Origin of the sequence: Gorillibacterium sp. CAU 1737 (assembly GCF_039888655.1) — a bacterium.
In the GTDB taxonomy this organism is placed as follows: Bacteria; Bacillota; Bacilli; order Paenibacillales; family NBRC-103111; genus Gorillibacterium.
The window spans coordinates 546,241-571,437 of record NZ_JBDQQO010000002.1 but is presented as its reverse complement, the minus strand read 5'-3'; the positions used below and the strand labels follow the sequence as shown (position 1 = coordinate 571,437).

The window sequence follows — 25,197 nt, the reverse complement described above, 5'->3', positions numbered from 1 at the left end:
AACGAGCAGGCGTGGTGACGGCCCGTAAGTAGCCAAGGCCGGGCAATTTTGGTATGATGAAGCATGTTGATTGTTTTTGCGTATGCAATTTATTGGACAGGAGTGAACCCCATGGCAAAACCCGTGATTGCCATTGTCGGCAGGCCTAATGTGGGCAAGTCGACGATCTTCAACCGATTGGTCGGAGATCGGTTGGCCATCGTTGAAGACCGTCCGGGCATCACCCGGGATCGGCTGTACGGGACGGGGGAATGGCTCGACAAGCCGTTCAGCGTCATTGATACCGGCGGCATTGAGATCGACGGCGAAGATGAAATGTTGAAATCCATCCGTGTACAGGCCGAACTGGCGATTGAAGAAGCGGATGTCATCATTTTTATGGTGGATGCAAAGGCTGGATTGACCCCCGCCGATGAAGAAGTCGGGCAATTGTTGTTCCGTTCGGGCAAGCCCGTGATTGTTGCGGTCAACAAGACTGACAATATCAAGCTTCAAGAGAACATGTATGAGTTTTACAGCTTGGGCTTCGGTGAGCCGATTCCCATCTCCGGTGCACACGGCATCGGCATTGGGGATATGCTGGAGGAGGCCGTCAAGCATTTCCCGGAGGACGACGAAGACCCGTATGGCGAAGAAGTGATTCGCATCGCCCTTATCGGTCGGCCGAATGTCGGCAAGTCATCCCTGGTCAACGCCATTTTGGGTGAAGACCGCGTCATTGTAAGTCCGGTGGCCGGAACAACCCGCGATGCGATTGACTCCCCGTTCGAACGTGACGGGCAAAAATACGTCCTCATTGATACAGCCGGGATGCGCAAGCGCGGCAAGGTCTACGAGAACGTGGAGAAATACAGCGTCATGCGGGCCATGAAGGCGATTGAACGGGCGGATGTCGTCCTGATCGTCATCAATGGCGAAGAAGGCATCATCGAGCAGGACAAGCACATTGCAGGCTATGCGCACGAAGCAGGCAGGGCGTGTATGTTTGTCGTGAACAAATGGGACATCGTCGAGAAGGATGACAAGACGATGCAACGGTTTACGCAAACAATTCGCGATCACTTCCTCTTCATGACGTACGCGCCGATCGTGTTCCTGTCGGCTAAAACCAAGCAGCGTCTCCATAAGCTTCTGCCGGTTGTATCGGAAGTAGCGGAGCATCATTCGATGCGGATTTCCACCTCGGTGCTGAATGATGTGATCAACGACGCGGTATCCGTCACTCCGCCTCCTACGGACAAAGGACGTAGGCTGCGCATCAACTATGCGACCCAGGTAGCCGTGAAGCCGCCTACGATCGTACTCTTTGTCAACGATCCCGAGCTGATGCACTTCTCGTACACGCGGTTTTTGGAAAATCGGCTGAGGGAATCCTTTGATTTCACGGGAACGCCTCTTCGGCTCATTACCCGCCGAAAAGCTTCGGACGAATAGGAGACGGTTGCCATGCAGGTTCTTGCCATTCTGCTCAGTTATCTACTCGGTTCCATCAGCTTTAGCGTTCTAATCGGAAAGCTGAAAGGCATTGATATCCGGCAGCACGGGAGCGGCAATGCGGGGGCGACGAACACGCTTCGGGTCCTTGGAAAAGGGCCCGCCCTCTTCGTGCTTGCGCTGGATGTGTCGAAGGGCATTGCCGCCGTATGGATTGGCCGTCTTTTTGGCGGGGACCGCATCTGGATTGAGATCCTGTGCGGCCTTGCGGTCATCATCGGCCACAATTGGCCGGTCTTCTTCCGGTTTCGCGGCGGCAAAGGCATCGCTTCGACGATCGGCGTTTTGGCTACTCTTTGCTTCTGGCCGGCTCTCTTTGCCGGCATCTTCGCGATTCTATCGATCGCGATCACTCGCTATGTATCGCTAGGCGCACTCATCTTTACCTTCCTGACTCCGATCTTCCTCCTGCTGACCAATGCCGAACCGGAGCTGTTCTGGTGCAGCCTGCTGATCATGGCGTTCGCCTTCTTCCGCCATCGGTCCAACATCGTCCGGCTGTGGCAAAAGAAGGAGAACAAGCTCGGCGCAAAGAAATCGTAGTTTGGAAAGGATGGATGCAGCATGTCGAGGAAAGTAGCCGTATTGGTCGCAGGGAGCTGGGGAACCGCTCTTGCTTCCGTTCTCGCCGGGAACGGACATGAGGTTTTCCTGTGGTCGCACAGCCAGGAGCAGGTTGACGAAATTAATCAATACCATACCAATAAAAGCTTGTTAAAAGCCGTCACGCTGTCGGAGAAGATCGTAGCCACCCACTCTATGGAGGAAGCGGTTCGAGACGCGGAAGCGGTTGTCTTCGCTGCGCCTTCCTCGGTTATGAGAGAAGTAGCAGCCAAAGCAAGCGAGTACCTGCAGCCGAACACCCTCCTCATTCATGCGACAAAGGGCTTTGAGCCGGAGACGCTCAAGCGAATGACGGTCGTTCTGGCGGAGGAGATCCCCGCAGCTGATCCTTCGCGCATCGTGGTGCTGTCCGGCCCAAGCCATGCGGAGGAGGTCGTGCTGCGCTGCCCGACAACCATCGTTGTGGCAGCCGATGATATCCTGGCAGCGGAGGCCGCACAGGATCTATTCATGAGCAGCTACTTCCGTGTATACACGAACCCGGATGTCGCTGGAGTAGAGATCGGCGGAGCGCTCAAGAACATCATCGCGCTTGGTGTCGGAATGTCCGACGGCCTCGGGTTCGGCGACAATGCAAAGGCGGCTCTCATGACGAGAGGGCTTGCCGAAATTGCCAGACTCGGCATTCAGTTGGGTGCCAATCCGCTCACCTTTGCCGGTCTTGCCGGGGTAGGCGACCTCATTGTCACCTGTACGAGCAAGCACAGCCGGAACTGGAATGCAGGCTATCTGCTTGGGCAGGGCAAGCCGCTGGATGAGGTGCTGGAGCATATGGGGATGGTGGTCGAAGGGGTCAAGACCACCCGCTCGGCGTATTCACTCGCTCGGAGTCAAGACATTCCGATGCCTATCACCGATGCGCTGTATGCGGTTATGTTTGAGAACAAGCCTCCCAAGGAGGCGGTGGAGGACCTGATGGGCCGCGTTCGCACCCATGAGATCGAAGAGATCGCCCAATCTGCCGCATCCAATTGGATTCCTCGCGAAGAAGAACGTTAATTCGGAGAGCCATTTCACTTTTGTCCTCCTTCGTTTATATGCTCCGCCCACACCCAAACGGTCCCTCTTACATATCCTATCCTAGTGCGACAAGGTCGAGGAGGGATGGGCATGAGCAAGAATGTTCCCAAGGACGTGCTGAACCTGGTGAAATCGAAGACCGGCAAGACCGTCACGGAAAAGGACATCAAGTCCATCGCGGATGGGGTGAAGCCGGGAACGTCGCAAGACGAGATCCAGCTTCGCAAGCTGATCAAGCAAGTATCCACTATGGTGAACGTACCGGTGTCTGAGGAGACAACCCGCGAGATCATTCAAGCGGTAAAAGGCAGCGGGGGGAAGCTGGGGCTCGATACGCTCGTGAAGCTGCTCGCCGGGAAGAAAAAATAATCGGATTCGCGTGAGAAACGAATCGGCTTCCTTGCGGAGCCGGTTCGTTTTCCATAGACGATGGACAAGCGGATCCCGGGAAAAGAGGCGTGATCCATGATGCATCGAGTACGGTTTGAACCGATGGACGTGGAAGTCGAGGTTAGAGAGGGAACCACCCTCCTGGAGGCGGCGCGCAAGGGAAAGGTAACCATCCGTACCCGCTGTGCGGGGGTGGCCGGCTGCCTGATGTGCAAGGTGACCGTCCGGGACGAGAGCGGCTTGTCCCCGCTCAGCAAGGCCGAACAGCTGAAGCTTGGTGGCCAGGCGAGCCGAGGTATCCGCCTCGCTTGCCAAACCAAGGTTCAAGGGGATGCGGTCGTTCAGGTACCAGAGGATCCCCTGAAGGCAGCCATTCGCGCCCAGCTGGCCAAGCAGAAGGAAGAAGATTCTCTCTGGTGAAACCATTTTTGTGATGGGGTAATAGGCCAGATTGCAAGAATTCATAACGAGCCTGTGGATCAGGCATACGAGTCTGCACGCCAGTCTCCCTGTTGGGAGCTGGCGGCAGGCTTTTTTTGTACCATTTTGGTTGCAAGTGGGCCAAGTTTCAGATTTGCTGGCATATTCTATGAACCGGCACATATATTTTTACCAGTATAAAGGATTGTACGAGTGTGGTCGCGTGACGAGCCGTCCCATGGAACCGTTCCATGGCCGAAGTCCTTCCCGCTTCGGACCGGTTCTTTCCTTAGGTTCGCAGGCTTCCGCTGTCTTCGTTACATCAACCTGTAGGAGGAGATCTCAATTGGAGAAAGTTGATATCTTTAAGGACATCGCAGAACGAACCGGCGGGGATATCTACCTGGGGGTCGTGGGAGCCGTGCGCACCGGCAAATCCACCTTCATCAAACGATTCATGGAAGCCGGAGTGCTGCCGAATATCCGCAACGAAGCGGACCGTCAGCGCGCTATCGACGAGCTTCCGCAAAGTGCGGCAGGACGAACCATCATGACGACGGAGCCGAAGTTCGTTCCGAACAATGCGGTTCAGATCACGGTGGCGGAAGGACTGAATGTCAACGTTCGCTTGGTGGACTGCGTCGGCTACGCCGTTGAGGGAGCCAAGGGCTATGAGGACGAGAACGGTCCTCGCATGATCACGACCCCCTGGTTTGAAGAACCGATTCCATTCGAGGAAGCGGCGGAGATCGGAACGCGCAAGGTGATTCAGGAGCACTCGACGCTCGGGGTAGTGGTGACGACCGACGGCACGATCTCAGAGATTCCGCGTTCCTCCTATGTGCTGGCGGAAGAGAGAGTTGTGGCGGAGCTGAAAGAGGTCGGCAAGCCCTTCATCCTCATCATCAACTCCACGAAGCCGACTGGAGAAGCCGCGCAAGAGTTGAGAGGCGAGCTCTCCGCCAAATATGACATTCCGGTCATGGCCTTAAGCGTGGCCACCATGGGCGAGGAAGAAGTGCTGTCTGTGCTGCGCGAGGTGCTCTACGAATTCCCGGTTCATGAAGTGAACGTCAATCTTCCGAGCTGGGTCATGGTGCTCAAGGAAAACCACTGGCTGCGCAGCAGCTTCGAAAACTCGGTTCGCGATACGGTGCAGGACATTCGCCGTCTGCGGGATGTCGACCGGGTAGTCGGCCACTTTGCCGCCTATGATTTCATTGATCGCGCCGCGCTGGCCGACATGAACATGGGGCAAGGGGTTGCCGAGATCGACCTCTACGCCCCGGATGAACTGTACGATCAAATCCTCATGGAAGTGGTCGGCGTCGAAATCCGCGGCAAGGACCACCTGCTCCAGCTAATGCAAGAGTTCACCCACGCCAAGCGGGAATATGACCAGTTCGCCGAAGCGCTGGAGATGGTCAAGACGACGGGCTATGGCATTGCGCCGCCGACGCTTGCAGAAATGGCGCTTGACGAGCCGGAACTGATTCGCCAAGGCTCCCGCTTCGGCGTCCGGTTGAAAGCGACGGCTCCTTCGATCCACATGATCCGCGTAGACGTGGAATCCGAGTTCTCTCCGATCATCGGAACGGAAAAGCAAAGCGAGGAGCTCGTTCGCTACCTCATGCAGGACTTCGAGGAAAACCCGCTCAAGATTTGGGATTCCGATATTTTCGGGCGCTCCCTTCACTCCATCGTGCGCGAGGGCATTCAAGGGAAGCTCGCCATGATGCCGGACAACGCTCGCTACAAGCTGCAAGAGACGCTCGGCCGGATCATCAACGAAGGCTCCGGCGGGCTCATCGCGATCATTCTGTAAGGCAAAACCCGGCTCCGCAGCGAATGCTGCGGGGCTTTATTTATTGTCCAGTCTGAAAATAAGAGGAAAAAGCTGGTCGTCTTGGCCAAAATGGGATGGACGGCACTTGAAATTGCTTCGGTGGTGTATTACTATAAATCTGTTCCTAAAAGCTTGTTGGATCAAGGATTTTTCATGCTTCTATGTATAATTGCTTGCGAAAACGTGAAGAAAGATTGATAGCAATGCTGGACGTTCATAAGGAGGTGAATGACATGAATAAAACGGATCTGATCGCGAAAGTCGCGGAAGTGTCCGAGCTGTCCAAGAAGGATGCAACGAAAGCGGTGGAAGCCGTATTTGATGCCATCGCAGAAGCTCTTCAAGCCGGTGACAAGGTTCAATTGGTAGGCTTCGGTAACTTCGAAGTTCGGGAACGCTCTGCCCGCAAGGGTCGCAACCCGCAAACCGGGGAAGAGATCGAGATCGAAGCGAGCAAGGTGGCTTCCTTCAAGGCCGGTAAGACGCTGCGCGAAGGCCTTCGCTAAGCGAACGCTATCGAGCTCTCGATGGCTCCTCAAGCAGGTTCGGCCCTACCGGGTGACGGATATGGGCGTGCGTGACATACATACGACCTTTCGTTCTCGAACCTTCCTTCATGATTTCCCACAAGCGATGGACCTGCGCGAGCGGCTCCATAGGGATAAGAAAAAGGCAGACAGCCTGCACGCTGTCTGCCTTTTTGATTATTGGCTTTCTCTCTATGAGCGGTCGGTGATTTCATTCAAAAACTCGTGGTTGACAATCTTTTCTGTCTGTTATAAACTCTTTCTTGCAGTCGAAAAAGGACTGCCACTTTCAGAGTGTCGGGGTATAGCGCAGTCTGGTAGCGCGCACCCTTGGGGTGGGTGAGGTCGCACGTTCAAATCGTGTTACTCCGACCATGAGAAGGACATCGTCATGACGATGTCCTTTTCCTTTTGCAGAAGCATTTTTTTGTGATTCGAAGAAGAGGATGGGGTTTGACTTCCGCTGCTTTTTCCCTCATGATGAAGGCGAGAATGAATGTAGAGGCAGGCGAAGCGAAAGTGGAACCGAAGGAATTTGAATATGTGGTGATCAAAGCCAAGGAAAACGGCGTTCATGTGATCGGCTTGACGCGAGGGCAGGACACTCGATTTCATCACACCGAGAAGCTGGACAAGGGAGAAGTCATGGTTGCGCAGTTCACGGAGCATACCTCGGCTATCAAGGTACGCGGCAAAGCGACGATCCTGACCCGGCACGGATCCATCGAATCGAATGATTGACCAAAAAAAGCGGAATAGCCCGCTTTTTTTATTTGTACAATGAGATAAATAGATCCTCTGAGGGGGAGCCGCCGATGAACGGATTGACCCGATACGCCCTTGCTGCCGTGATGTCGATGGGGATTGCGGTCGGCTTGTCGCAGCTATCCAAAAGCGAGTTTCGGCCGGAGAGCGTAGCCGTTTCGGGAAAGGAGGATGATTCCCGATTGCTCACAGCTTCTACGCTTGTGGACCGAATGGCCGAGCTGCCCTTTTACTTGCCCCTTCGTCATGTGGCTTGGGAGAATGGAATGCTCAGCGTCGACTTCAAGGCGCCTGCCGCGGTGGACGTGGCGGCAGTCTATTCCGATGTCTATCGTTCGATCCGATTCGGACTGGCCAAGACGGCCAATGTGGAGGAGGTCCGGGTTCGGGTCTATGGCAAAGCGGCTGGTTCATCCGAAGCTCTTCCGCTCCTGATGTCGGCAGACGCTAGAAGAGAGGACGGCATCCGGTTTGGCCGCGAAGAGCTGCCGGAGGCGGATCAGGTGAAGAGGTTTCTGGAGACCCGATGCCGGTTAACCGAGACGGAGCGCTGGCGCGGTATGCTGGGCCATTAGGGTGGTCGCCGGCATCCTGGTTGCCATCCTCGGTTAAGTGCGATTGTGTTGGGGTTATGCTATAATAATGTGTCGGAACTGAGAACGAAGAAGAATTGTCACGATGAGCCCGGAGGAGCAGTATGACCCTGACCAACATTGAAAAGCTGGTAAAACGTTATACGGAATATGACGTCATTCAGATGTACACGGATCTACCGGCCTACCCCGAACTCCGTGTTCGTCTTCTGGATGCCTACCTGAAGGAAACGGGAATGGAATCGTCCCGCAGCGAGCTGTTCTCTCTGGTGACGGCGATCATTCAGATGGGGCTGGATGCTCATGAGCAAGTACCCGTTCGAAACACACTCAAAACGAAGCCGGAAGCTCGCAACCGTCAGTTGAAGGTGCTGGCGGGGGCTTATTTCAGCTCGCGCTATTACAACCTGCTTGCAGAGGCGGGCGAGGTGGCTGCCGTCAAGCTTCTGGCAAGCTCGGTGAGCGAAATCAATCGCTTGAAGCTCGCCCTGTATGTGAAGATCAAGCAGATGAAAGTAACGGCGGAAGAGTACATACGCCAGCGCGTACAAATCCAGGCGCAGCTTTTTCTCTCTTTTGCCGAGCTGATACCGGATTATGCCCGCAAGACATTAACCGACTTGATCTATGGGGTCTCCCGATTCGAAGTGTTGGCGGGTGAACTTGATCGGCTAAGAGAGGACCAAGCGGCAATCGAGAGCTGGGGATTCTGGCATGTGCACGACATGGGAAGCCGGGATGAACGCAAGCAGCTTGCAGCGGGAGCATCGGACCCGTCGCGGCTTAAGGCTCTGCTGTTGAAATACAAAGCCGGACAACAGCTGCAGCATTTGCTGGAGGAAGAAGCCGGCCATATTTGCCGCAAGCTGCGAGAGGTAAATTCCGAACGCCTGCTGGAGGAGCTTCGGCCGTTGACAGAACGGCTCTCCCGCGCAATGGGCAAGGCGCGAATACTGGAAGAACGTTGAGGTGAACCCACATGAAGGCAGCCAAATCCAAAGAGGAGTTTGTCCATGATGTCTTTGAGCGCATCGCGCCCAAATACGACCGCATGAACGACATTCTCAGCTTTCAACGCCATCGCTATTGGCGAAAATTCACGATGAACAAGCTGGCCATCAAGCCGGGTATGGCCGCGCTTGACCTGTGCTGCGGAACCTGCGACTGGACGATCGCGCTCGCGGAGGCGAGCGGGACGGGCAGAACCGTCGGGCTTGATTTTAGCCCAAGCATGCTGGAGGTAGGCGAGCGGAAGGTTCAGGAAGCGGGACTTGCCTCCCGCATCGAGCTGGTGCAGGGCAACGCGATGAGCCTGCCGTTCTCGGACAATCTGTTCGATATCGTCACGATCGGCTTCGGCCTTCGCAATGTGCCGGATATCGAGCAGGTACTGCTGGAAATGCAGAGAGTCGTGAAGCCCGGGGGACGCGTGGTCTGCCTGGAGCTGTCCAAGCCGACCTGGCAGCCCTTTAAGGGGCTTTATTATTTCTATTTCCGGCGGGTTCTGCCGCTCCTCGGCAAGCTGCTCGCTCGGAGCTACGAGGAGTACAAATGGCTGCCGGAATCGCTTCTCCAGTTTCCGGATCACCGGCAGCTGGCGGAAACCTTCCGCGAGACCGGACTTGTGCAGGTGGAGGCTCATCCATTGACCGGGGGAATCGCGGCCTTGCACATCGGCACCAAGAATTTAAACAAGTAGATCAGAGGGACGTTCATGTTGAGGAAGCTCAAGATATTTCTGGAAATGATCAAATTTGAACATACGTTATTCGCGCTGCCGTTCGCTTATATGGGCGCCGTGCTCGGTGCGGTGTTCATGCTGGAACGGCTGCCCTCCTGGCCTGAAATAGGCTGGATCACGCTGGCGATGATCGGGGCGCGCAGCGCAGCGATGGGGCTTAATCGCATCATTGACCGAACCATTGACAAGAGAAACCCGCGCACTTCGGCACGGGCCATTCCAGCCGGTCTCCTTCACTTCCGGGAAGTGATGGTGTTCGTCGTCGGCTCGTTCGGGCTGTTGTTTCTGGCGACGAGCAACCTGAGCTCCTTATCCATGAAGCTTTTGCCCGTAGCGGTGTTCATGCTGGTTGCCTATTCGTATACCAAACGGATTACCTGGCTGTGTCATCTATTTCTCGGGTTAACCATTGCTCTCGCTCCGGCTGGCGGCTGGCTTGCCGTCACGGGACAAGGGAGCTGGACTTCTCTTATCTTTTATCTATCGATTGCCTTCTGGACGACGGGCTTTGATATCATTTATGCCTGTCAGGATGTGGAGTTCGACCGTAAGGAGGGCTTGAAGTCGATCCCGGCACGCTTTGGCGTGCGCCGATCCCTGTGGATCGCGAAGGGCTGCCATCTGCTGACCGCCATCGGGCTCACCAGTCTTTTCTTCTTGGCTGATCTTCATGGGTGGTATTTGGCCGGCATCGTGATTTCGTACGGGATTCTCTTCTATGAGCACGCCATCGTGAGCGAGCATGACCTCTCCCGCGCTAACACCGCCTTTTTCACGATGAATGGTGTATTAAGCTGCGTGGTATTCGCCTTTACTTTGGTGGATACGCTGGTGAGGTTCTGGTGAGCGGGCGCTGGATCGTCGGTATCACCGGCGCAAGCGGGTCCATCTACGGGGTCAAGTTGGTCCGCTATTTACTGGAAGCCGGAATGGACGTGCATCTGGTCGTGACGGATGCCGGTTGGAGGGTCCTTCACGACGAACTGGGCTGGTCGGTGTCCCGACGTACGGAAGTGCTGGAGGAGCAATTCGGCTTCGCCCGTTCGAGGTTGATCTACCATTCAAATGCAGACATCGGAGCGAGTATCGCAAGCGGCTCCTTCCGCACGGACGGGATGGTCGTCCTTCCCTGCTCCATGGGAACCCTGTCTGGCATTGCACACGGAGCATCCGGTAATTTGCTGGAAAGGGCCGCCGATGTTATTCTGAAAGAAAATCGCCCATTGCTTCTCGTTCCAAGGGAAACACCGCTGTCGGTCATCCACTTGGAAAATATGCTCAAGCTGGCGAAGCTGGGGGTGGCGATGATCCCGGCGATGCCCGCCTTCTACCAGAAGCCGGCCTCTTTGGAGGAACTGACCGATTTTATGGTGGGCCGGGTACTGGACTCCATGAAGATCGAACATCATTTGTACCGCAGATGGGGGGAGCCTTGACCGATGACAGAACCCTTGAAAATCGGAAGGATCCTCTACACGAACGTGTGGCCGATCTTTCATCACTTTCCGGAGGAACGCTTCGCCGGAAAAATCGAGCTGTTGACCGAAGTTCCTTCCTCGCTCAATCGAGCGATGGCCGAGGGAACCATCGACATGGGGCCGATCTCCTCGTTTGCCTATGGAGAGCATGCTCACGAATATGTCCTGTTTCCAGACCTTTCCGTAAGCGCCTTCGGGCCGGTGAACTCGATCTTACTCTTTCATCGCAAGCCGCTGGAGGATATCGCCGCTGGAGGGCGAATCATGCTTCCGAACACGTCGGCTGCATCGGTGGCGCTCCTGCGCATCCTGATGGCCAAACGGTTTGGCGGCAATCCGGACTATCGCTATGATGAGCCGCATCTTTCTTGCTTGAGGCCGGACGAGGACGCCGCTCTGTTGATCGGAGACGATGCGATTCGAGCGAGCTGGGACCATCCGGGCTTCGAGGTTACCGACCTTGGAGCACTCTGGAGAGAGTGGACCGGGCAGTGGATGTCGTTCGCCGTCTGGGCGGTGCGAGAGGATGCGGCACGGCGCCATGAGGAGCTGCTTGCCGAAGTGTACCGGGCTTTCCAAGAAAGCAAGCGGCGCGGATTGGCAGCACCGAAAGAAATGATTCAGCACGCCATTCACACGGTTGGAGGAGACGAAGCCTATTGGCATAGCTATTTCGCCGGGTTATCCTTCGATTTCGGTGAAGAGCAGCACCGCGGACTCCAGCTTTACTATGATTACGCGTATGAGCTTGGGCTTCTGAAGCGCCCGGCTGCGATCCGATTCTGGCAAGACATTCCGTCCTACAGGTGAGTTCATGAAGCTGATTGACATCTACTCCCGCGTGAAGAAAGACTTGAACGCGGTTGAGAAAGAACTGGAAACAAGTGTATACAGCGATGTGGGGCTCCTGCGGGAAGCCTCCGTCCATCTGTTGAAGGCAGGCGGCAAGCGGATTCGTCCGATCTTTGTACTGCTGTCGGGGGAGTTTGGCCGCTACGACTTGAATCGATTGAAAAAGGTGGCGGTGCCGCTTGAGTTGATTCATATGGCCTCCCTCGTGCATGACGATGTGATCGACGATGCGGAAACCCGCCGCGGCCAACTCACGGTTCGCTCCAAATGGGATAACCGGATCGCCATGTATACCGGCGATTATATCTTCGGTCGAGCATTGGACGTCATCACGGAGTTGGGCGATCCTGAGATCCACCGCATCATGTCCCGGGCGATCGTGCAGATGAGCATCGGGGAGATGGAGCAGGTCCGGTTTTTCTTTCACACGGAGCAGACGATTCGCGATTACCTGCTCCGCATCAAGCGCAAGACGGCGCTCCTGATCGCCGTCAGCTGCCAGCTTGGCGCACTTGCGGCAGGCGCCTCGAAGGAGACGGCGGAGCGGCTCTATTCCTACGGATTTAACGTTGGAATGGCCTTTCAGATCCGCGACGACCTGCTCGATCTGAGCGGGACCGAGGAGCAGATCGGCAAACCGCCGGGCAGCGACATCAAGCAGGGCAACCTCACGTTGCCTGTCCTGTTCGCACTTTGCGACCCGAAGCTGCGCGGGCTGCTGCTGGAGGAGATCGAACGCATCCGGTTGGCCGATGGGCAAACGGACGTATCTCGGTTTCTCGATGTGATCAGGTCCAGCGAGGGATTGGTCGAGGCGGAGAAGCTGGCGGATCGCTATATCGACAAAGCGATCGAGCATTTAAGTCCGCTTCCCGATTGCCAAGCTCGTCGGGATTTGATAGGGGTTGCCCATTTTGTGGGGGAACGCTCTTACTAAGGCGTTTTACAAACACGCCCTAGAGGCGTACCGCCCATAATGGGAAGCCAATCGTCTCCTTCAAGCCCGGACTTCCTTCGTCGGCGCGTACTCGTTCATCCATTGCGCCGCCCGTCCTTTTCTCGTTTCGTGTGTAGACTCGCTTTTTATGGATAGAAGTCTCGCCCATTCCAGAGAAGAAGGTGAAGAACATGGAACGCACATTTTTGATGGTCAAGCCGGATGGGGTTCAACGACGACTCATTGGGGAAATCGTGAGCCGGTTTGAAGCGAAGGGGTTTCGGTTGGTAGGGGCAAAGCTGATGCGCCTTAGTCGTGAACGGGCAGAGCAGCATTACGCTGAACACAAGGCAAAGCCGTTTTATGAGGAGCTGCTCGATTTCATTACTTCGGGTCCCGTTTTCGCCATGGTATGGGAGGGGGACCGCGTGATTCCTCTGTGTCGTTCCATGATGGGCAAGACCGACGCGATCGAGGCGGCTCCGGGAACGATCCGGGGGGACTTTGCCGTACATAAGCGGTTTAATCTCATTCACGGGTCGGATTCCGAGGAGAGTGCGGCGCGGGAGATCGGCATTTTTTTCCGGGAAGAAGAGCTTCTGGATTATGAATTGGTGGTGTCGCCCTGGGTTTAATCGGCCCAGGCGGGATGCCGGATGAGGTTTGTTGGAGCTGGAGGGAGCTTAATGGACAACGCGGATCTGGATTTTGCGCGATTTATCAAGAGCATTAAGGAGTTAACGGGAATTGATCTGACTTTGTACAAGGAAGCTCAGATGAAGCGGAGGCTGACCACCCTTCGAATGAAGCTGGGCTACGCCTCCTTCGATGCTTACTTTGCGGCGATTGCCAAAGACAAAGACCTGCTGTACGAGTTTCTTGATCGTATGACGATTAACGTGTCGGAATTTTGGCGCAATCCGAATAGGTGGGTCGTCTTGAAGGACCGCTTCTTCAAAGAGCTAGCAGGAGGCGGCAAAAAGCTCAAGGTATGGAGTGCAGCCTGCTCGACGGGAGAAGAGCCCTATACGCTGGCCATGATTATGAATGAGCTGGGACTGCTTGCCGGGAACACCATTCTTGCAACGGATCTGGATGAAGGCGTCATCGCCAAAGCGAAGCAGGGGATCTATATGGATCGTTCGATTCGTGACGTTCCAGCGGACTTTATGAAGCGCTATTTTCGGCAGGAGGCAGGCTTGTACCACATTGTTCCCGAGCTCTTTGGTCATGTTTCCTATAAAAAGCAGGACTTGCTCGCCGATAAATTCGATACGGGATTTGACCTCATTGTGTGCCGCAACGTCATGATCTACTTCACCGAAGAGGCGAAGGATAAGCTCTATCAAAAATTCTCGGATGCCCTTCGTCCAGGAGGGCTTCTGTTTGTAGGCAGCACGGAGCAAATCTTCACTCCTTCCCGCTACAAATTTGAGCTGGCGGATACGTTCTTTTACCGGAAGTTGCCGTAAGGCTGGATAAGTCGCCCGCTTTCGGGTCAAGCTAGGGGAAACGAAAAGCGGGAGGATTCGATGGACAAGCGGTTGATCATCAGCGCTTATCGACAGGGACGCTTGACGCGCAAGCAATGCGCTCAGCTTCTTGGGATTGAATCGGAGTCGTTAGTAGGGCTGCTGAGCGACGAACGGAGCCTTCGAAAGCAGGGATTTGAAATCGTACTCCATGCTCTGGCGGAGGTTCGGGAGAGCGAAGACACGAAATGGCGAGAATATCCTCGTCCCCTTTCTCTTTAAATCGCACATAGGTATGGAAGATGGGGCTTCTGTCACGCTGAGAGCAACCGCCGTGTTCGTCGCGGCGGTTTTGCTGTATCCGAATACATGGAGCGGGGAAGTCCCGATGTTTCTTGTCAAAGCGGTATTGCTCGTTTATAATTAGCGCATAAAAGCGCTAAAGCGTCTAGCATTTGGGTATGCGATATGCACGCTCTGCTAGAGAATTCATCGGTCGCAAAGCGTCGATGCAAAAGGGGGAGACGGGTTTGCGTTTTTTGACAGCGGGAGAGACGCATGGGCCGCAGCTGACGGCCATTATCGAGGGATTGCCGAGCAACCTGCCGCTAGCGGCAGATGCGGTTAATGGAGAACTTGGACGCAGACAGAAGGGCTACGGCCGCGGGTTGCGGATGCAAATTGAGAAGGACACTGTCCAACTTGCAGGAGGAGTTCGGCACGGCTTTACGACTGGAGCGCCGGTGGCGCTTGTCGTGGAGAATAACGATTGGAAGCATTGGACCAAGATCATGGGCGCTGAGCCTGCGCTGGAGGAGAACGAGGGCAAGCGAAGGGTGCTTCGTCCTCGTCCCGGCCATGCAGACTTGAATGGCGGCTTGAAATACAACCAGAAGGATCTTCGGAATATCCTGGAGAGATCCAGTGCTCGCGAGACGACCATGCGGGTCGCCGTCGGCGCTGTGGCGAAGGAGCTTCTCGCTGCCTTTGGCATTCGGACGGCATGTCAAGTGCTGCGCATTGGAGAGGTAGAAGTGGAACGCGTGGAGCTGGGAGCCGAAGAGCTTGCCCGCGTCACGGAAGAATCGCCGGTACGCGTAGCGGATAAGGCGGCGGAAGCGAAGATGATCGCGGCCATTGACGAAGCGAAGGCGGACGGCGATACGCTCGGCGGCATCGTCGAGGTCATCGTGGAAGGGGTTCCTGTCGGGCTTGGCAGCCACGTGCAGTGGGATCGCAAGCTGGATGGCCGAATCGCACAAGCGGTGCTGTCGATTCAAGCCTTCAAGGGGGTTGAATTCGGCATCGGCTTCGAGGCTGCGGAACGGAGAGGTTCGCAGGTTCACGATGCGATTCTATATACCGGGGAAGAGGGATTCCGGCGGGAAACCAACCGGGCCGGCGGCTTTGAAGGCGGCATGACCACGGGAGAACCGATTGTGGTTCGGGCGGTGATGAAGCCGATTTCGACCTTGTACAAACCGCTGAAGAGCGTAGACATCGATACGAAGGAAGCCTTCTCGGCACAAGTGGAGCGTTCCGACACGTGCGCGGTGCCTGCCGCTGCGGTGATCATGGAGAATGTCATCGCCTGGGAAGTGGCTCACGCCTTCATGGAAAAATTCGGAGGAGACTCCCTGGAGGAGATCACCGCCAACCTCGCCAACTACAAAGCCCAAGTGGAGCGGTATTAAGATGAAGAAGCTGATGGTGGATTTGGGGGAACGCTCATACCCGATTTTAATCGGCCAAGGGATATCCGCTGATGTTGTGAAGCATTTGGTCGACAGCGGGATTCGGCCATCGTCGCCTCTTCTGATCGTGACAGATCAGAACGTCGCCGCCCATCACCTGCAGCCTCTCCAGGAGGCCTTGCAGGCGGGTGGCTACCGCACGCATGACTATGTGATTCCTGCAGGGGAATCGAGCAAATCGCTCGCGAATCTGGAGGAAATTATCGGGGTTGCCCTGGAAGCCGGGCTCGATCGAAGCTCGGTCATCGTCGCGCTGGGCGGCGGTGTAGTCGGCGATCTCGCCGGGTTTGTCGCCGCGAGCTACATGCGCGGCATTCGCTTCGTGCAGGTGCCGACGACCATCCTCGCTCATGACAGCAGTGTGGGCGGGAAGGTGGCGGTCAATCATCGCCTCGCCAAGAACGTCATCGGTGCCTTCCACCAGCCGGAGCTGGTGCTGTACGACACCGAGCTGCTCCAAACGCTGCCGGAGCGAGAAGTGAAGGCAGGCTTAGCTGAAGTCGTTAAAGAGGGGCTTATCCTCGATAAAGAATACGTGGAGTGGTTCTCGGATCATCTGGACGAGCTGCTGAAGCTGGACCCGACAACGCTGGAAAATGCACTCTTTGAAGCCTGCCGGATCAAAGCGGAGGTTGTCTCTCAGGATGAGAAAGAGAGCGGCTTGCGGGAAGTGCTCAACCTGGGGCACACCATCGGCCATGCCTTAGAGGCGGTAACCAGCTACAAGACGTTCCTGCACGGCGAAGCCGTTGCCGTTGGGCTGATCGGCGCTGCCAAGCTGTCGGAGGCGTTCGGGCGACCTGCCTCCATCACGGAGAAGACTCGCGAGCTGGTTGCTCGCATCGGCTGTCCTGCCTCCATTCCGGCTGAGCTTTCCACGGATGCCATTCTGGAAGCCATGATGCATGACAAGAAATTTCGCGAAGGCCGGATGACCTTCATCCTCCCGCTCGATATCGGCAGAGTCGAAATCAACCGGAAGGTGACCATCGATCAGGTTCGTCAAGTCATTGACGAATTAAAGCAGGAGGGGTAAGCCATGTGGGTAAGGGGAATACGGGGTGCCACAACCGTCGAACGAGACGATAAGGAAGAGGTACTCCGGGAGACGGCGGAGCTGCTTCGCCGCATCGTGGAAGCAAATGAGGTGGTGCCGGAGGACATCTGCAGCGTTTTCGTCACGACGACAGAGGATTTGACCGCGGCCTTTCCGGCGATGGCCATCCGTCAATTGAGCGGCTGGGAGCTTGTCCCGCTCATGTGCGCCTTGGAAATTCCGGTGAAGCCGAGCTTGCCTCGCTGCATTCGCTTGATGGTGCACGTGAATACAATGCGCGGCCAAGCAGAGATTCGGCATATCTACATGAACGAGGCAAAGAAGCTGCGTCCGGATATCGTGGCAGGAAGCGAAAAGTAAGAGGATCGAACGAATCAATTCTGATTCCGAAACGATTACCGCGCCAAAAAACCGTTCTCTCATGGGAGGGAACGGTTTTCTCGTTACTTACGAACATCTCGGGCTCCTGTCTTTCGTATCGGTGGCTTGGCTTTAAGTATCCGAAGTATAAAGCGAAACCCGATTAGACTTTGTATCGATCAAACACACGATTATGTTGTAATAAGCAGGTTGCTGAAAATCATCCCCGGCAATGACCTCTCCCTTACGAGTGATCAAGAGGTAATACCCCTCCTGAGCACCGAAATTTCGCTGCTTGGGAATGTCTTCATCGTAAGAATCCTCGAACAGCTCATGCAGTGCCTTAGCCCGTTCTGGCCTCATCGGCAGCTTGTTCCACGTCTGTTCGATTTTTTGCTCAAGAAGAATCTGTTTGATTTCCTCCTCTTTGAGTTGATAGACGGTCAGCATGGTTCCGTCTCCGTGAAACCCTCCATGCGTATCTTTGTGAAAGGGGATTGTCGGTTTTCCGGGCAAGGAGAAGTTCATGTAATCTTGAAAAACCCGTAAGCTCCTCGATTGAAGATCAAGAAATTGATAGGGGTACATTTGAATGAAAAAATAGATGGCCACGCCGAAACCTGGTAACAGGATAAACAGTGAAATTCTTCTTAATCGTTTCGTCAAGAATTTTGCCTCCAACCAGCTTTCTTTGGTTTGGTGTAAACTTGATAAGAAGAAATTAAAAAGCAATTGAGTTCTTTACCTAATCAAACTCATTTGTACGTTGTATGGGATGATAAGTAGTATTTTCCCATATTAAAGAATGAGACAATTGCTGTAACAGCAGGAGAATAAACACTCCTCCATTTTTGGTTTTTGTATTGTAAGGTATCTTGCACAAATATAAACACCTAAAATAATCAATTTGTAGCAAAAAACTTGAAATTCCATTTTGGAAAATAATATTTCATAATGGTTCTAATGAAATTCCGACTGTTCTAACTCGCCTTTGTTCTCTTGTTTCATCAGTAGACAAGCCGTTGACTTCAAAGAAATATTGCTAGCTTATGAAAGGGTGATTTATGTTTAACATGAGTTGGTTTGACAGCCACACAGTTGTCTTTGTTGGCTTAGAAACATTTAGAAGGGCAGACTTTGACTCTTGATTCTTTATTAGTAAATGAAGTTGGTTACGATCTCAATTATTCATAAACCTCCGCTTGACGCTAGCTTCTTCAATCGTGTATAGTGTTGGGTATCAAACCGGATTCGGGCGGGAGCGTCTGAATCGGTAGAGCGCAAGACCAAGAGTAGAGCTGAGTTGAGACGAGCGAGAGCTGAGCGTGCGGATGCAGGTCGCTTTCTTCGTTTGCTGATTTCCCTACCATTCATTTGATGGGGAGTGAAGCGGGCTGAGGATGCGTGCGTGGTCCGTCTGACTTGCATACGCGAATTTCCAACCCTCTACTAGCGTAGAGGGTTTTTTATTTGAATCGAAGGAGAGGAGCGCCGACATGTACCAACCCGAGCTGTCCGAAGTCGTTCGTCTGGCCAAACGCTACAACCTCATTCCGGTCGCCCGGCGGATTCTGGCGGATACGGAGACGCCGATCCGGGTGTTTCGCCACTTTTCCGATGAGCCGCAAGCTTTCCTGCTGGAAAGTGTGGAGGGCGGGGTTAAGTGGGCGCGCTACTCCTTCATTGGGTCATCGCCATACTTGACGCTGGAAGGCAAGAAGGGAGTCACGAAGGTGACGGTGGATGGGGAAACCACAATCCATCCCGAACGGCCGCTGGAGGTGCTGAAGGGCTACCACCGCATGTACCGCAGCCCGTCCCTTCCCGGTCTGCCGCGCCTTACTGGCGGAGCAGTCGGATTCTTCGGATACGACCTGTTGAAGGACTACGAACGGCTTCCCGAGCATCGTTGCGATGACCTGCAGATGCAAGACCTTCGCTTCCTGTTCTGCGACCGCCTGGTGGTCTTCGATCACTTCCGCCAGGAGCTGGTCATCATCGGCAACGTTCACGTGGCTCCCGGTGCTACCGATCGGGAGATCGAGGCGGAGTACGAGCGGGTCTGTCGGCAAATTGATGCAACCGTCGAGAAGGTGCAGCAAGCTCCGCCTCCACTCGGTCGTCCTCATCGCCCGATGCCCGAGCAGGTGGACCTGACCGGCATTCAGTCCAATCTGACCAAAGAGCAATACATCGCGAACGTCGAGCGGGCTAAGGAGTACATTCGGGCCGGAGACATCTTTCAGGTCGTGCTCTCCCAACGCTTTGAAAAGCGCACGGACATCGACCCCTTACAAGTCTATCGCGTGCTTCGGACGACGAACCCTTCTCCTTATATGTACTACTTGAAGTTTGAGGATGAGATCATCGTCGGTACCTCGCCGGAGCTGTTCGTTCGGGTAGAGGACGGCAAGGTGGAGACCCGCCCGATTGCGGGAACCCGGCCGCGCGGACGCGACGAGTTGGAGGATGCCGAGCTGGAGCGGGAGCTGCTAGCAGACGAGAAGGAGCGGGCAGAGCATCTGATGCTCGTCGATCTGGGCCGCAATGACATTGGCCGCGTAGCGGAATTCGGTTCCGTTCACTGCGATACGTTCATGGAGATTGAACGGTACTCTCACGTCATGCACATCGTCTCGAACGTGAACGGAAGGCTTCGCGAGGATAAAGACTTCTTCGACGCCTTCATTTCCTGCCTTCCGGCGGGAACGGTTTCGGGAGCACCGAAGCTGAGGGCGATGGAGATCATCGCGGAGCTGGAGCAGGAAGCGCGCGGCGCCTATGCCGGGGCGATCGGGTATCTCGGCTTTTCCGGGAATCTCGACACCTGCATCACCATTCGCACGATCATCTTCAAGAACGGCAAAGCTTACGTTCAAGCTGGAGCGGGCATCGTCTGGGATTCGGTTCCGGAAAAGGAATTTGAGGAAACGGTCAACAAGGCGAAGGCGATGCTGAGGGCGATTCGACTGGCAGAAGAGATGTTTCTGGAGCCGGTCAAGGCGGAGCACGAAGCCGAGCCTGTCATTAACGGGGATTACTATTACGCCTGAGGGCTTTCGAGATAAGACTGCTGCCAAGCGATTGAGTCTTGTCTAGAAGCGGTACGGTCGAGCAAGAGCTTAGCGGATGGCTAGCGGAGGTTGCCCTGAAGGGATCATCGCGGTGTCCGAAGTTGAGAAGAGTAGAGGAGGAGATCCGGATGGAAACGATAGAAGCTCCGGTATTTTCAGTGAAGCAGGCGATCGGCAAGGTGGTGGAAGGGCAGCACCTGAGCCGAGCGGAAGCCAGAATGGCGATGGCGGACATCATGGACGGTCTCGCGACCCCCGCCCAAATCGGGAGTCTGATGACCGCGCTCCGAATGAAGGGGGAGACGGTGGAGGAGATCACCGGATTTGCTGAGCTGATGCGGGCAAAAGCAAACCGGGTGGACACCGAGTGCACGGAGCTCCTCGACACCTGCGGTACCGGCGGAGACGGGGCCAAGACCTTCAACATCTCCACCGCTTCCGCGCTTGTCGCGGCGGCCGGCGGCATTCGGGTCGCGAAGCACGGCAATCGCGCCATGTCGAGCAAGAGCGGCAGCGCGGATGTGCTGGAGGCGCTCGGGGTGAACATCTACCTGAAGGAGCAGCAAGCGGCCGAATGCCTTTCGCGCATCGGCATCTGCTTCCTCTTCGCTCAAACCTACCACGGCTCAATGAAGCATGCTGCGGTACCGCGTAAGGAGCTCGGAATCCGCACGGTATTCAACCTGCTAGGGCCGCTTACGAATCCGGCAGGAGCGGATCGCCAGCTCCTCGGCTTGTTTGACCGCAGCAAGACGGAGCTCATCGCCGAAGTGATGAAGTCGCTCGGCGTGACCCGCGGGCTTGTGGTGGGAAGCTACGACGGGCTGGACGAGATCAGCGTCTCGGCGCCGACGAAGGTGACCGAGCTTCGTGAGGGCCGGGTCTTCACCACAGAGATCTCCCCGGAGGATCTCGGGTTGTCCACGCACCGCCTCACGGACCTGACCGGCGGCGATGCCGAGGAGAACGCGGCGATTATCCGCAGCGTTCTGGACGGAGAACTGAGCGCTCGACGGGATGTAGTGCTCGCGAATGCAGGCGCCTGCTTCTATGTGGCAGGACGCGCGGAGAGCCTGCGCGGCGGCGTCGAGCTGGCGGCCGCGATCATTGATTCGGGCAGGGCTTCCGCGAAACTGGCGGAGCTTGTCGCCTGCACCCGGGAGGTCAGCCATGTTTCTTGATCGGATTCGCGTAACGAAGGAACGGGAAGTGCAGGAGCTCGCGGAACGGTTGACCCTCCGGGAAGCGGAGCGGGTCATCCGCGACCTGCCGCCTTGCCGCGGCTTCGAGAAGGCGTTGACCGCGCATCGCAAGCGGCTGATGGGCCTCATCGCCGAGGTGAAGAAGGCTTCGCCTTCGAAGGGGCTCATCCGAGCCAACTTCGACCCGGTGGCCATCGCCCGAGCCTATCAAGAGGCAGGAGCGGATTGCCTTTCGGTCCTGACCGATCGGGAATACTTTCAAGGCGGGAATGAGTATCTGATGGAGGTTCGCCGAACGGTGAAGCTGCCAATCCTGCGCAAAGACTTTACGATCGATCCTCTGCAAGTCTACGAGGCGCGAATGATCGGCGCGGATGCCATCCTCCTCATCGCCGCCATGCTGACGAAAGAGGAGTTGGACCAGCTGTTGCAGCTTAGCCGGGAGCTTGGGCTTGACGCTCTGGTTGAGGTACACAATCACGAGGAACTTGCTATGGTACTGGACTTGCCGTCTGATCCTCGACTCATCGGTATCAACAACCGCAACCTGCATACCTTCGAGACGAGCCTCGACACCACGCAGGAGCTGGCTGACCGAGTCCCTCCAGGGAAAGTGCTGGTGAGCGAGAGCGGTATCGCGAGTGCCGGGGATATTACTCGGCTGTCCGGTTATGGAGCCCAAGCGGTTCTGGTAGGAGAGCATTTCATGAGGCAGGCGAATATCGGACAGGCGGTAACGGATCTCCTCGGCCCGGTAACGGCTGCGGAGGGGGCTTGACGCACATGGGAAACGGAAGGAAGCCGACCGTCAAGATTTGCGGCATCCGCGATGAGGAAACCTTGCGCGGACTGCTCACCCTTCCGGTCGATCAGATCGGGTTTGTCTTTGCGAAGAGCCGCCGGCAAGTAACGCCGGAGGAAGCAGGCAGCCTCATTCGGATCGCTCGCGAAGAACGCGGCGACGCTCTCCATCGAACGGTCGGCGTCTTTGTCGAGCCGAGCCGGGAGGAGCTGACGGCGGTGCTGGCGAAAGCTCCTGTAGACATTGTTCAGCTGCACAGCGAGGAGTCTCCAGACGATTGCCGATGGATTCGGGAGCAGTTCGGTGTACAAGTCTACCGGGTGATCTCCTTGGCGAGCCAAGCGAAGAGAAGCGGGAAGATGGATTTGAGGAGACCGATTCAACCGCTTCGGGCGGCGAAGGAGCTTCTCCTTCCGTACCAGGGCTCGGTCGATGCGGTACTGCTGGACACCTATGATCCGGTTACGATTGGCGGGAGCGGCCGAACCTTTCCTTGGGAGTCCATTCCGCCATACCGGGAAGCGGCACACCGCCTCGGGATGAGCTTGATCGCCGCCGGAGGACTTACGATCGACAATGTGCGAAGCCTGCTCGACCTCTACCATCCGGATGGAGTGGACATCTCCGGGGGAGTCGAGACAGACGGCGTGAAAGATATTCAGAAGATCCGAACATTCGTGGAAAGGGTGAAGGGACATGAGCAAGCTGACAGAATCGCAGCCAATCGCAAGCCCGACGAGTTATCCTGATCAGGACGGCCGCTTTGGTAAATTCGGAGGGAAATACGTTCCCGAGACGTTGATGAACGCTTTGATTGAGCTGGAGGAGGCGTACAAGCTGCACTCGGCGGATCCTTCGTTTCAGGAGGAGATCGATTACCTGCTGAAGGAATACTCCGGTCGCGAAACCCCTCTCTATTATGCAGAACGGCTGACGAAGCAGCTGGGCGGAGCGAAGATCTACTTGAAGCGCGAAGACTTGAACCATACGGGGGCGCACAAGATCAACAACGCCATCGGCCAAGCGGTGCTTGCCCGCCGGATGGGCAAGACAAAGCTGATCGCCGAGACCGGCGCCGGCCAGCACGGGGTAGCGACAGCGACGGTGGCGGCGCTCATGGGCTTTGAGTGTAAGGTGTTCATGGGCGAGGAGGACACCCGCCGACAGCAGCTGAACGTATTCCGCATGAACCTGCTGGGCACAGAGGTCGTCCCGGTCACATCCGGTACCCGCACCCTCAAGGATGCCTGCAACGAGACGTTGCGCTACTGGGTCAGCAACGTGGAAGATACGTATTACATTCTCGGGTCCGCTACAGGGCCGCACCCCTACCCGATGATGGTTCGCGACTTCCAGCGGATTATCGGCGATGAGGCCCGCCGTCAGATTCTGGAGAAGGAAGAGCGGCTGCCGGACCTCGTTATCGCTTGTGTAGGCGGCGGAAGCAATGCGATGGGCATTTTCTATCCATTCGTGCAGGATGCGGGTGTCCGCCTCATGGGCGTGGAAGCAGCGGGAAGAGGGATCGACACCGAGGAGCATGCGGCAACGATGACCAAGGGGAGCCATGGCGTCTTCCAAGGCTCGCTCAGCTACCTGCTCCAGGATGAATACGGCCAGGTGCTGCCGGCTCATTCGATCTCGGCGGGCCTCGATTATCCGGGCGTCGGCCCTGAACATGCTTACTTGAAGGACTCCGGCCGTGCCGACTATGTGCCGATTACGGATGCGGAAGCGCTCGATGCCCTTCATTTGCTGTCCCGTACGGAGGGCATCATCCCGGCGCTAGAGAGCGCCCATGCCATCGCCCAAACCTTGAAGGTTGCGCCCACGATGAGCAAGGATCAAATCATCGTCGTCAGCTTGTCCGGTCGCGGCGACAAAGACGTGGAATCCATCTTGGGCTATCAGAGGAGGGAAGAGGCATGAGTCAATCGAGTACGGTGAAAGTCAATCGCATTGATCAAGCCTTCGCCAGAGTGAAGGAAGAGGGGCGTTCGGCGCTGATTCCCTTCGTCACGGTAGGAGATCCGGATCTAGCCACCTCAGTGGAGATCATCCTCGAATTGGAAAAGGCGGGAGCCGACCTTGTGGAGCTGGGCGTACCGTATTCCGATCCGTTAGCAGACGGACCGGTCATCCAGCGATCCTCGCTGCGTGCCCTTCAAAACCGCGTAACGATCGCAGATTGCATTCAAACCGCCAAGGTGTGTCGGGACAAGGGAAGCGAGCTTCCGTTCATTCTCTTCACGTACTACAATCCTGTCCTGCAGTTTGGGCTGAAGCGTTTTTTTGAGGAGCTTGCCGCCCACGAGGTCAGCGGACTCATCGTGCCCGACCTGCCCATTGAAGAGAGCGGTCCGATTCGAGAGCTGGCAGACCAAGCGGGCATTCACCTCATTCCGCTCGTTGCACCGACCTCGAAGGAGCGCATTGCTCGTATTGCCAGCGGAGCCAAAGGGTTCCTCTATGCGGTCTCCTCGCTTGGGGTGACCGGAACGCGCAGCGAGTTCGCCGCCAACATCGAGGAGTTTCTCGATTCGGTGAAGCAAGCCTCGACGATTCCGGTTGCGGTTGGGTTCGGCATATCGAATGCGGAGCAGGTGCAGCGGTTTTCCGGGCTATGCGACGGGGTGGTCGTCGGAAGCGCGATTGTTCGGAAGATTGAAGAGGTGCTGCCTCATCTTGGAAATCCAGAGCAGAAAGCAGATGGACTCTTGCAAATCCGTGAATTTGTGAGACAATTGAAAGCATAATTTCTCGGTTGACCGCGTAATCGCTGTAATCCG

28 protein-coding genes and 1 tRNA gene are annotated in these 25,197 nt (G+C 55.9%); 28 read left to right on the top strand and 1 reads right to left on the bottom strand.

All coding sequences use genetic code 11. The annotated features are described in order from the left end of the window. The first annotated feature begins 111 nt into the window (after positions 1 to 111). The 22 genes from der to aroH all read left to right on the top strand — a co-directional run bounded on the left by der (position 112) and on the right by aroH (position 17,330). Positions 112 to 1,434, top strand: a complete 1,323-nt coding sequence (gene der, locus AAFN83_RS07170) for a ribosome biogenesis GTPase Der (RefSeq protein ID WP_347768178.1) — start codon at positions 112 to 114, stop codon at positions 1,432 to 1,434. A 12-nt stretch (positions 1,435 to 1,446) separates the two neighbouring features. Then, positions 1,447 to 2,037 carry a glycerol-3-phosphate 1-O-acyltransferase PlsY gene (gene plsY, locus AAFN83_RS07165; RefSeq protein WP_347768176.1) on the top strand — a complete coding sequence of 197 codons (591 nt, stop codon included), beginning with the start codon at positions 1,447 to 1,449 and terminating at the stop codon, positions 2,035 to 2,037. Positions 2,038 to 2,058: 21 nt separating this feature from the next. Beyond that, positions 2,059 to 3,117, top strand: a complete 1,059-nt coding sequence (locus AAFN83_RS07160; protein WP_347768175.1) for an NAD(P)H-dependent glycerol-3-phosphate dehydrogenase — start codon at positions 2,059 to 2,061, stop codon at positions 3,115 to 3,117. Positions 3,118 to 3,228: 111 nt separating this feature from the next. Further along, positions 3,229 to 3,507, top strand: a complete 279-nt coding sequence (locus AAFN83_RS07155; protein ID WP_347768173.1) for a stage VI sporulation protein F — start codon at positions 3,229 to 3,231, stop codon at positions 3,505 to 3,507. A gap of 96 nt (positions 3,508 to 3,603) precedes the next feature. Then, on the top strand, positions 3,604 to 3,948 hold the full coding sequence (locus tag AAFN83_RS07150; protein WP_347768171.1) for a 2Fe-2S iron-sulfur cluster-binding protein: 345 nt from the start codon (positions 3,604 to 3,606) through the stop codon (positions 3,946 to 3,948). Between the two features lie 346 nt (positions 3,949 to 4,294). After that, the gene (spoIVA, locus tag AAFN83_RS07145; protein WP_347768170.1) at positions 4,295 to 5,773 is read left to right on the top strand and encodes a stage IV sporulation protein A; all 1,479 of its coding nucleotides are present in this window, start codon (positions 4,295 to 4,297) and stop codon (positions 5,771 to 5,773) included. A gap of 254 nt (positions 5,774 to 6,027) precedes the next feature. Beyond that, a complete protein-coding gene (locus tag AAFN83_RS07140) occupies positions 6,028 to 6,300 on the top strand; it encodes an HU family DNA-binding protein (protein ID WP_347768169.1) in 273 nt (90 codons plus the stop codon). Positions 6,301 to 6,619: 319 nt separating this feature from the next. Next, a tRNA-Pro gene (locus AAFN83_RS07135) sits at positions 6,620 to 6,696 on the top strand. A gap of 117 nt (positions 6,697 to 6,813) precedes the next feature. Continuing rightward, positions 6,814 to 7,062, top strand: coding sequence for a trp RNA-binding attenuation protein MtrB (gene mtrB, locus AAFN83_RS07130; RefSeq protein WP_347768269.1), 249 nt, complete (start codon positions 6,814 to 6,816; stop codon positions 7,060 to 7,062). A gap of 74 nt (positions 7,063 to 7,136) precedes the next feature. Beyond that, positions 7,137 to 7,661 (top strand): hypothetical protein, encoded by a 525-nt coding sequence (locus AAFN83_RS07125; protein ID WP_347768167.1) that lies wholly within the window; start codon positions 7,137 to 7,139, stop codon positions 7,659 to 7,661. Between the two features lie 122 nt (positions 7,662 to 7,783). Then, positions 7,784 to 8,647 (top strand): heptaprenyl diphosphate synthase component 1, encoded by an 864-nt coding sequence (locus AAFN83_RS07120; RefSeq protein WP_347768165.1) that lies wholly within the window; start codon positions 7,784 to 7,786, stop codon positions 8,645 to 8,647. Between the two features lie 11 nt (positions 8,648 to 8,658). Beyond that, positions 8,659 to 9,378, top strand: coding sequence for a demethylmenaquinone methyltransferase (locus AAFN83_RS07115; protein WP_347768163.1), 720 nt, complete (start codon positions 8,659 to 8,661; stop codon positions 9,376 to 9,378). Between the two features lie 15 nt (positions 9,379 to 9,393). Beyond that, the gene (locus AAFN83_RS07110; protein WP_347768162.1) at positions 9,394 to 10,266 is read left to right on the top strand and encodes a UbiA-like polyprenyltransferase; all 873 of its coding nucleotides are present in this window, start codon (positions 9,394 to 9,396) and stop codon (positions 10,264 to 10,266) included. After that, on the top strand, positions 10,263 to 10,856 hold the full coding sequence (locus tag AAFN83_RS07105; RefSeq protein WP_347768160.1) for a UbiX family flavin prenyltransferase: 594 nt from the start codon (positions 10,263 to 10,265) through the stop codon (positions 10,854 to 10,856). Before AAFN83_RS07110 ends, AAFN83_RS07105 begins: the two co-directional genes overlap by 4 nt. A 3-nt stretch (positions 10,857 to 10,859) precedes the next feature. Beyond that, entirely contained in the window at positions 10,860 to 11,708 is an 849-nt protein-coding gene (locus AAFN83_RS07100) for a menaquinone biosynthetic enzyme MqnA/MqnD family protein (protein ID WP_347768159.1), read from the top strand. Positions 11,709 to 11,712: 4 nt separating this feature from the next. Continuing rightward, complete coding sequence (locus tag AAFN83_RS07095; protein WP_347768158.1) at positions 11,713 to 12,687, top strand: polyprenyl synthetase family protein; 975 nt, start codon at positions 11,713 to 11,715, stop codon at positions 12,685 to 12,687. 191 nt (positions 12,688 to 12,878) lie between these two features. Next, the gene (gene ndk / locus AAFN83_RS07090) at positions 12,879 to 13,322 is read left to right on the top strand and encodes a nucleoside-diphosphate kinase (protein ID WP_347768157.1); all 444 of its coding nucleotides are present in this window, start codon (positions 12,879 to 12,881) and stop codon (positions 13,320 to 13,322) included. Between the two features lie 51 nt (positions 13,323 to 13,373). Continuing rightward, on the top strand, positions 13,374 to 14,159 hold the full coding sequence (locus AAFN83_RS07085; RefSeq protein ID WP_347768156.1) for a CheR family methyltransferase: 786 nt from the start codon (positions 13,374 to 13,376) through the stop codon (positions 14,157 to 14,159). Between the two features lie 60 nt (positions 14,160 to 14,219). Next, a complete protein-coding gene (locus AAFN83_RS07080) occupies positions 14,220 to 14,441 on the top strand; it encodes a hypothetical protein (protein WP_347768155.1) in 222 nt (73 codons plus the stop codon). Positions 14,442 to 14,689: 248 nt separating this feature from the next. Beyond that, positions 14,690 to 15,853, top strand: a complete 1,164-nt coding sequence (aroC, locus tag AAFN83_RS07075; RefSeq protein ID WP_347768153.1) for a chorismate synthase — start codon at positions 14,690 to 14,692, stop codon at positions 15,851 to 15,853. 1 nt (position 15,854) lies between these two features. Continuing rightward, positions 15,855 to 16,949, top strand: coding sequence for a 3-dehydroquinate synthase (gene aroB / locus AAFN83_RS07070; protein WP_347768152.1), 1,095 nt, complete (start codon positions 15,855 to 15,857; stop codon positions 16,947 to 16,949). 3 nt (positions 16,950 to 16,952) lie between these two features. Beyond that, positions 16,953 to 17,330, top strand: coding sequence for a chorismate mutase (gene aroH / locus AAFN83_RS07065; RefSeq protein ID WP_347768150.1), 378 nt, complete (start codon positions 16,953 to 16,955; stop codon positions 17,328 to 17,330). 132 nt (positions 17,331 to 17,462) lie between these two features. Here the strand turns inward: aroH and AAFN83_RS07060 are convergent, their stop codons facing one another. Continuing rightward, entirely contained in the window at positions 17,463 to 17,996 is a 534-nt protein-coding gene (locus tag AAFN83_RS07060; protein ID WP_347768149.1) for a hypothetical protein, read from the bottom strand. Between the two features lie 830 nt (positions 17,997 to 18,826). Here AAFN83_RS07060 and trpE point away from each other — a divergent pair. The 6 genes from trpE (at position 18,827) to trpA (ending at position 25,164) form a co-directional block, all read left to right on the top strand. Continuing rightward, a complete protein-coding gene (trpE, locus tag AAFN83_RS07055) occupies positions 18,827 to 20,383 on the top strand; it encodes an anthranilate synthase component I (protein WP_347768147.1) in 1,557 nt (518 codons plus the stop codon). Positions 20,384 to 20,532: 149 nt separating this feature from the next. Then, positions 20,533 to 21,585 (top strand): anthranilate phosphoribosyltransferase, encoded by a 1,053-nt coding sequence (gene trpD, locus AAFN83_RS07050; protein WP_347768146.1) that lies wholly within the window; start codon positions 20,533 to 20,535, stop codon positions 21,583 to 21,585. After that, a complete protein-coding gene (gene trpC / locus AAFN83_RS07045) occupies positions 21,575 to 22,384 on the top strand; it encodes an indole-3-glycerol phosphate synthase TrpC (protein WP_347768145.1) in 810 nt (269 codons plus the stop codon). The genes trpD and trpC overlap by 11 nt, the downstream gene beginning before the upstream one ends. Positions 22,385 to 22,389: 5 nt before the next feature. Beyond that, a complete protein-coding gene (locus tag AAFN83_RS07040) occupies positions 22,390 to 23,157 on the top strand; it encodes a phosphoribosylanthranilate isomerase (protein WP_347768144.1) in 768 nt (255 codons plus the stop codon). Continuing rightward, positions 23,105 to 24,337 carry a tryptophan synthase subunit beta gene (gene trpB / locus AAFN83_RS07035; RefSeq protein ID WP_347768143.1) on the top strand — a complete coding sequence of 411 codons (1,233 nt, stop codon included), beginning with the start codon at positions 23,105 to 23,107 and terminating at the stop codon, positions 24,335 to 24,337. Before AAFN83_RS07040 ends, trpB begins: the two co-directional genes overlap by 53 nt. Then, the gene (gene trpA, locus AAFN83_RS07030) at positions 24,334 to 25,164 is read left to right on the top strand and encodes a tryptophan synthase subunit alpha (RefSeq protein ID WP_347768141.1); all 831 of its coding nucleotides are present in this window, start codon (positions 24,334 to 24,336) and stop codon (positions 25,162 to 25,164) included. Before trpB ends, trpA begins: the two co-directional genes overlap by 4 nt. Positions 25,165 to 25,197 lie beyond the last annotated feature (33 nt).

Excerpts from the sequence above, each read along its gene's own strand:
- der (WP_347768178.1), top strand. The coding sequence starts at position 112 with ATGGCAAAACCCGTGATTGCCATTGTCGGCAGGCCTAATGTGGGCAAG.
- plsY (WP_347768176.1), top strand. The coding sequence starts at position 1,447 with ATGCAGGTTCTTGCCATTCTGCTCAGTTATCTACTCGGTTCCATCAGC.
- AAFN83_RS07160 (WP_347768175.1), top strand. The coding sequence starts at position 2,059 with ATGTCGAGGAAAGTAGCCGTATTGGTCGCAGGGAGCTGGGGAACCGCT.
- AAFN83_RS07155 (WP_347768173.1), top strand. The coding sequence starts at position 3,229 with ATGAGCAAGAATGTTCCCAAGGACGTGCTGAACCTGGTGAAATCGAAG.
- AAFN83_RS07150 (WP_347768171.1), top strand. The coding sequence starts at position 3,604 with ATGATGCATCGAGTACGGTTTGAACCGATGGACGTGGAAGTCGAGGTT.
- AAFN83_RS07140 (WP_347768169.1), top strand. The coding sequence starts at position 6,028 with ATGAATAAAACGGATCTGATCGCGAAAGTCGCGGAAGTGTCCGAGCTG.
- mtrB (WP_347768269.1), top strand. The coding sequence starts at position 6,814 with ATGAATGTAGAGGCAGGCGAAGCGAAAGTGGAACCGAAGGAATTTGAA.
- AAFN83_RS07125 (WP_347768167.1), top strand. The coding sequence starts at position 7,137 with ATGAACGGATTGACCCGATACGCCCTTGCTGCCGTGATGTCGATGGGG.
- AAFN83_RS07120 (WP_347768165.1), top strand. The coding sequence starts at position 7,784 with ATGACCCTGACCAACATTGAAAAGCTGGTAAAACGTTATACGGAATAT.
- AAFN83_RS07115 (WP_347768163.1), top strand. The coding sequence starts at position 8,659 with ATGAAGGCAGCCAAATCCAAAGAGGAGTTTGTCCATGATGTCTTTGAG.
- AAFN83_RS07110 (WP_347768162.1), top strand. The coding sequence starts at position 9,394 with ATGTTGAGGAAGCTCAAGATATTTCTGGAAATGATCAAATTTGAACAT.
- AAFN83_RS07100 (WP_347768159.1), top strand. The coding sequence starts at position 10,860 with ATGACAGAACCCTTGAAAATCGGAAGGATCCTCTACACGAACGTGTGG.
- AAFN83_RS07095 (WP_347768158.1), top strand. The coding sequence starts at position 11,713 with ATGAAGCTGATTGACATCTACTCCCGCGTGAAGAAAGACTTGAACGCG.
- ndk (WP_347768157.1), top strand. The coding sequence starts at position 12,879 with ATGGAACGCACATTTTTGATGGTCAAGCCGGATGGGGTTCAACGACGA.
- AAFN83_RS07085 (WP_347768156.1), top strand. The coding sequence starts at position 13,374 with ATGGACAACGCGGATCTGGATTTTGCGCGATTTATCAAGAGCATTAAG.
- AAFN83_RS07080 (WP_347768155.1), top strand. The coding sequence starts at position 14,220 with ATGGACAAGCGGTTGATCATCAGCGCTTATCGACAGGGACGCTTGACG.
- aroB (WP_347768152.1), top strand. The coding sequence starts at position 15,855 with ATGAAGAAGCTGATGGTGGATTTGGGGGAACGCTCATACCCGATTTTA.
- aroH (WP_347768150.1), top strand. The coding sequence starts at position 16,953 with ATGTGGGTAAGGGGAATACGGGGTGCCACAACCGTCGAACGAGACGAT.
- trpE (WP_347768147.1), top strand. The coding sequence starts at position 18,827 with ATGTACCAACCCGAGCTGTCCGAAGTCGTTCGTCTGGCCAAACGCTAC.
- trpD (WP_347768146.1), top strand. The coding sequence starts at position 20,533 with ATGGAAACGATAGAAGCTCCGGTATTTTCAGTGAAGCAGGCGATCGGC.
- trpC (WP_347768145.1), top strand. The coding sequence starts at position 21,575 with ATGTTTCTTGATCGGATTCGCGTAACGAAGGAACGGGAAGTGCAGGAG.
- AAFN83_RS07040 (WP_347768144.1), top strand. The coding sequence starts at position 22,390 with ATGGGAAACGGAAGGAAGCCGACCGTCAAGATTTGCGGCATCCGCGAT.
- trpB (WP_347768143.1), top strand. The coding sequence starts at position 23,105 with ATGAGCAAGCTGACAGAATCGCAGCCAATCGCAAGCCCGACGAGTTAT.
- trpA (WP_347768141.1), top strand. The coding sequence starts at position 24,334 with ATGAGTCAATCGAGTACGGTGAAAGTCAATCGCATTGATCAAGCCTTC.